Annotated in this window: 2 rRNA genes; both read right to left on the reverse strand. The window is 60.4% G+C overall.

The features are described from left to right. Positions 1 to 68 precede the first annotated feature (68 nt). A 23S ribosomal RNA gene (locus tag P272_RS0108475) occupies positions 69 to 3,138 on the reverse strand. Positions 3,139 to 3,545: 407 nt separating this feature from the next. Next, positions 3,546 to 5,070 (reverse strand): 16S ribosomal RNA (locus P272_RS0108480). Together the 16S and 23S rRNA genes form the textbook arrangement of a ribosomal RNA operon. Positions 5,071 to 5,275: the final 205 nt, after the last annotated feature.

The following is a 5,275-nucleotide window of genomic DNA, read 5'->3' on the forward strand; positions in this document are numbered from 1 at the left end:
TTCCGTGCATATTGCCGCAGGTCGTATCCGCAGTAGGGGTTGATGCCGCCACCCCTCCAGGGGTGGGTGTTGTGTTGTCCTCGACCATTAGTGCCGGTCGGCTCCGCCCCTTGCGGGGTGTCCACGTCCGGTCTATCGACCATGTGTTCTGCATGGGGTCTTCAGAAGCTTTAAGGCTTCATGGAATCCTTATCTTGGAGGGGGCTTCCCGCTTAGATGCTTTCAGCGGTTATCCCATCCGAACGTAGCCAACCGGCCGTGCCGCTGGCGCGACAACCGGCATACCAGAGGTTCGTCCACCCAGGTCCTCTCGTACTATGGGCAGGGCTCCTCAAGATTCCAACGAGCGCAGAGGATAGAGACCAAACTGTCTCACGACGTTCTGAACCCAGCTCGCGTGCCGCTTTAATCGGCGAACGGCCGAACCCTTGGGACCTGCTCCAGCCCCAGGATGCGACGAGCCGACATCGAGGTGCCAAACCATCCCGTCGATATGGACTCTTGGGGATGATCAGCCTGTTATCCCCGGGGTACCTTTTATCCGTTGAGCGATGCCGCGTCCGTACGCCGGCACCGGATCACTATCTCCGACTTTCGTCCCTGCTCGACCCGTCGGTCTCGCAGTCAAGCTCCCTTGTGCGATTGCACTCAACACCCGATTGCCAACCGGGCTGAGGGAACCCTTGGGCGCCTCCGTTACTCTTTGGGAGGCAACCGCCCCAGTTAAACTACCCGCCAGGCACTGTCCCTGGCCGGGATGACCGGCCGAGGTTAGAGGCCAGATGAGGACAGAGCGGTATTTCACATTACGGCTCCACGGATGCTGGCGCACCCGCTTCGAAGCCTCCCGCCTATGCTACACAGTCCGCACCTAACGCCAATACCAAGGTATAGTAAAGGTCCCGGGGTCTTTTCGTCCTTCTGCGCTTAACGAGCATCTTTACTCGTACTGCAATTTCGCCGAGCTCCTGGTCGAGACAGTGGGGAAGTCGTTACGCCATTCGTGCAGGTCGGAACTTACCCGACAAGGAATTTCGCTACCTTAGGATGGTTATAGTTACCACCGCCGTTTACCGGGGCTTGAATTCACCGCTGCCCCCTCCGAAGAGGGATGACGGATCCTCTTAACCTTCCGGCACCGGGCAGGCGTCAGTGCATATACAGCGACTTACGTCTTCGCATGCACCTGTGTTTTTGGTAAACAGTCGCTACCCCCTGGTCTGTGCCGCCCCAGCCGGCTCCGCGCGCGAAGCGCCTCACCGGCCGGGGCCTCCCTTATACCGAAGGCACGGGAGTGATTTGCCGAGTTCCTTGACCAGGATTCGCTCGATCGCTTTGGTATACTCTACCTGACCACCAGTGTCGGTTTGGGGTACGGGCGGCGCCAATCCTCACGCCGAAGCTTTTCTCGACGGAACGGCACACCGGATTCGGGGCACAAGACCCCCCATCATCACACCTCGCGCTCATGCCGGGCGGATTTGCCTGCCCGACGCGCCGCATGCTTGACCACGGATAACCACCACCGCGGCCCGGCTCCCGTTCCGTGTCACTCCTGCGCTACCCGCCACGCATCCACACGCCGGTCCCATGCCATCGGACGGTCCGAAGACCACCACCCGACACAGGTAAGGGCATGCTTCCACGTCTTGGATTGGACGGCTCGACGCCGGTAGGAGAATATCGACTCCTTCATCCATTCGACTACGCCTGTCGGCCTCGCCTTAGGACCCGACTCACCCGGGGACGACGAACGTGGCCCCGGAACCCTTGGTCATCCAGCGGACGGGATTCTCACCCGCCTCTCGCTACTCATGTCTGCATTCTCACTTCCACGCGGTCCACGGCCGGCTCACGCCGCCGCTTCACCCCACGCGGAACGCTCTCCTACCCAGCACAGCGAACTGCGCTGCCGCGTCTTCGGTGGCGTGCTTGAGCCCCGCTACATTATCGGCGCGGAACCACTAGACCAGTGAGCTGTTACGCACTCTTTCAAGGATGGCTGCTTCTGAGCCAACCTCCTGGCTGTCTATGCGACTCCACATCCTTTCCCACTTAGCACGCGCTTGGGGACCTTAGACGACGATCTGGGCTGTCTCCCTCTCGACGACGGAGCTTATCCCCCGCCGACTCACTGCCGCGATACACCTCACACGTATTCGGAGTTTGGCTGCTGTCGGTACCCGATACGGGCCCTCAAGCATCCAGTAGCTCTACCCCATGGAGGCACTCACGCGACGCTGCACCGAAATGCATTTCGGAGAGAACCAGCTATCACGGAATTTGATTGGCCTTTCACCCCTAGCCCCAGGTCATCGGCCCGGTTTTCAACCCAGGTCCGTTCGGTCCTCCACGCGGTCTTACCCGCGCTTCAACCTGCCCAGGGCTAGATCATCCCGCTTCGGGTCCAGGACACGCGACTGGAACGCCCTTATCGGACTCGCTTTCGCTACGGCTGCCCCACACGGGTTAGCCTCGCCACGCACCACTGACTCGCAGACTCATTTTTCGATAGGCACGCCGTCACCCCGAAGGGCTCCGACGGATTGTAGGCACACGGTTTCAGAAACTCTTTCACTCCCCTCCCGGGGTGCTTTTCACCTTTCCCTCACGGTACTCGTACGCTATCGGTCAGACAGGAATATTCAGGCTTACCCCACGGTCGGGGCCGATTCACACGGGATTCCACGAGTCCCGCGCTACTTGGGAACAAGGACCGGCAGGCGGCGCGCCTTCGGCTACGGGGCCATCACCCTCTACGGCCGGGAATTCAATCCCGTTCGCCTCACACGTCGCTTTATCACTGCCGCCGGGCCCGTCGGAGCCCGGACGCCAAGTCCCACAACACCCATGCCGCAACCCCCGACGGGTATCACACGGCACCGGTTTGGCCATCATCCGCTTTCGCTCGCCACTACTCACGGAATATCCTTTCCTGCAGGTACTGAGATGTTTCACTTCCCTGCGTACCCCCCGCACGAATGCGGTGCCGGCCCATCACGGCCGGCGGGTTACCCCATTCGGACACCCTCGGATCAAAGCCCTGTCGGCGGCTCCCCGAGGCCTATCGCGGCCCCACGCGTCCTTCATCGGTCCTGTCTGCCAAGGCATCCACCATGCGCCCTTGCCGACAACACGACCACAGGCCATGCCACGACAACAACAACTGCGAACTGCCAGACGACAAATCATCACACTAAACGATCACAAAACGATCGACCCGAACCCACTTGAAAAAATAGGCTCGGACGAAACAATACAGCAGACAGCCGGCACACAGCCGGCCATCCGCTCGCGTCCACTATCCAGTTCTCAAACCACCAGCACACCGGCGGGACCCGCCACAGGGCAACACCCCATGAGGAACCCGACGGGCGACGGGAACACCACCCACAAGGGTGGCGGTCCGGGAACCCAACAGCGCATCCATGCCACAGCCTCAAGACCGTTCCACGCCAGCACGCCCACACCATCCGGCCGACCGGCCGGACCCGCAGGCACGACCCCCACACGACACGCGCAGAGGATTTCCATAATCTCCGTAGAAAGGAGGTGATCCAGCCGCACCTTCCGGTACGGCTACCTTGTTACGACTTAGTCCCAATCGCGGACCTCACCTTAGACGGCTCCCCCCCTTGCGGGTTGGGCCACCGGCTTCGGGTGCTGCCCACTTTCATGACTTGACGGGCGGTGTGTACAAGGCCCGGGAACGCATTCACCGCGGCGTTGCTGATCCGCGATTACTAGCGACTCCGCCTTCACGGAGCCGGGTTGCAGGCTCCGATCCGAACTGAGACCGGTTTTCAGGGATCCGCTCCATGTCACCATGTCGCATCCCGTTGTACCGGCCATTGTAGCATGCGTGAAGCCCTGGACGTAAGGGGCATGATGATCTGACGTCATCCCCACCTTCCTCCGGGTTAACCCCGGCGGTCCCCCGTGAGTTCCCACCATGACGTGCTGGCAACACGAGGCGAGGGTTGCGCTCGTTGCGGGACTTGACCCAACATCTCACGACACGAGCTGACGACGACCATGCACCACCTGTGAACCGGCCCCGAAGGGAAGCCGCGTCTCCGCGGCCGTCCGGCACATGTCAAGCCCAGGTAAGGTTCTTCGCGTTGCATCGAATTAATCCGCATGCTCCGCCGCTTGTGCGGGCCCCCGTCAATTTCTTTGAGTTTTAGCCTTGCGGCCGTACTCCCCAGGCGGGATGCTTAACGCGTTAGCTCCGACACGGAACCCGTGGAACGGGCCCCACATCCAGCATCCACCGTTTACGGCGTGGACTACCAGGGTATCTAATCCTGTTCGCTCCCCACGCTTTCGCTCCTCAGCGTCAGTGACGGCCCAGAGACCTGCCTTCGCCATCGGTGTTCTTCCCGATATCTACACATTCCACCGTTACACCGGGAATTCCAGTCTCCCCTACCGCACTCCAGTCCGCCCGTACCCGGCGCCGATCCACCGTTAAGCGATGGACTTTCACACCAGACGCGACGAACCGCCTACGAGCTCTTTACGCCCAATAAATCCGGATAACGCTTGCACCCTACGTATTACCGCGGCTGCTGGCACGTAGTTAGCCGGTGCTTATTCGAAAGGTACACTCACTCTCGCTTGCTCCCAATCAAAAGCGGTTTACAACCCGAAGGCCGTCATCCCGCACGCGGCGTCGCTGCATCAGGCTTTCGCCCATTGTGCAATATTCCCCACTGCTGCCTCCCGTAGGAGTCTGGGCCGTATCTCAGTCCCAATGTGGCCGGTCGCCCTCTCAGGCCGGCTACCCGTCGAAGCCTTGGCAGGCCATCACCCCGCCAACAAGCTGATAGGACGCGACCCCATCCCATGCCGGTAAACCCTTTCCCACACCATCATGCGACAGTGCGGAGCATCCGGCATTACCACCCGTTTCCAGGAGCTATTCCGAAGCATGGGGCAGGTTGGTCACGCATTACTCACCCGTTCGCCACTCTCACCACCAAGCAAGCTTGGCGGATCCCGTTCGACTTGCATGTGTTAAGCACGCCGCCAGCGTTCATCCTGAGCCAGAATCAAACCCTCCACAAAAAAACCATGAAGAAGCCGAAACGACTCACATCAATAATTGACGGGCCGGCTTCCATAAGGAGGAAACCAACCCACGAAAAACCCCGACACCCCTCACAACGCTCCCACGTACCCGACAACAGCCGGGCGGGCATCGGACTGGCAATCAAAAAGCTATAAGTAGCACAAACACGCTCTTGAGTTCTCAAACCACCACCACACCAAC

Origin of the sequence: Bifidobacterium sp. 7101 (genome assembly GCF_000499285.1) — a bacterium.
Lineage (GTDB): Bacteria > Actinomycetota > Actinomycetes > Actinomycetales > Bifidobacteriaceae > Bombiscardovia > Bombiscardovia apis_A.